This is a genomic window from Paracoccus rhizosphaerae (assembly GCF_026162645.1).
Taxonomy (GTDB): domain Bacteria; phylum Pseudomonadota; class Alphaproteobacteria; order Rhodobacterales; family Rhodobacteraceae; genus Paracoccus; species Paracoccus rhizosphaerae.
The window spans coordinates 1-1,040 of record NZ_JAOTBE010000188.1 but is presented as its reverse complement, the minus strand read 5'-3'; the positions used below and the strand labels follow the sequence as shown (position 1 = coordinate 1,040).

At 59.7% G+C, this 1,040-nt stretch carries 1 protein-coding gene; it reads right to left on the bottom strand.

Features of this window, described 5'->3' with window-relative positions:
• Positions 1–473: 473 nt before the first annotated feature.
• Positions 474–794 (bottom strand): hypothetical protein, encoded by a 321-nt coding sequence (locus tag OC184_RS20355; protein WP_265508968.1) that lies wholly within the window; start codon positions 792–794, stop codon positions 474–476.
• Positions 795–1,040 lie beyond the last annotated feature (246 nt).

The following is a 1,040-nucleotide window of genomic DNA, read 5'->3' as shown; positions in this document are numbered from 1 at the left end:
TCAGGGCGCTCTACGCCCTTCAGCAATTCGTCCAGCAGTTCCTTGGAGATCGTCATGCATGCTTCCTGTCGAAGAAGCATGGACCAGATCACTCATACACAGAAAATCTGACACTCTCGGTCACCATGGCTGTCGTCTGCCGCAGCGGAGCCTGAAGAGCAATTGCACCATCAGGCAACGTGGATACCCCCCTTTTCGCAGGTGGTTTGTTGATCCGTCTGAACAGGTGACCGGCTGTGAGCGTCATGCTCCCGTGCGTGCGCATCGATCTGCTCTTCCATGACCTCAATTTCGCCAGCGGTTCGAGCGATCCTGTCCAGATGAAAGCACCCGTCCTGCGCACGGCATCGGGAAGTGCCGTCGTGTTTTCCAAGGGCTCTGATGAAGGGGCGACAGATCGGCGTCCTCCTGACACGATGACCCGATGTTCTGCGAGGTGAGCCGAAGCGCGTTGACCAACTGGGTCTTCTGCATCAACAGCAACTCGTGACGGACAACGAGGTTGACGCTCTACAATCTCCAGTTCGTCGTGCGGTAGCGGGCGGCAGGCAAAGCAAAGTCGAACATGATACGCCGCCCAGAAAGCGTGTCCGCAACCAGACGCCGATCACGGTCGCCACCACCACGATCAGAACAAGCTCGTTTACCACTGCCAGAACCGGCATCTTCAACTCAATCCCCGTCATCCACAGGAACAGGATGATGAAGGGCGAGGGCGCGGTGTTCACAGCGTTCAGCACGGTACCGAGTGCCGTATTGCCGCCGGCAAGCAGGACCAGCAGCGGCGCGGACACGTCGGTGGCAGCATCCCGACCAGCGTCTGGCCTTCGGTCAGCGGCCCGCTGCCAAAGAAGACGTGGCCGGTTAGCCAGCCTGCCAGCGACATCGGACGGGCCCGATCGCCCAGAGCTGCCGGCCAAGACTTCGGTAACGGGGTCGTCCCAGTCAAGCGGTTTCACGCATGTGCCGTTGTCCGCAGAGCAGCGGCTTCAGGTTTGGTCTGATCGTCGTATTTCTGGCACAGCCGCCTTCGTCTGAGA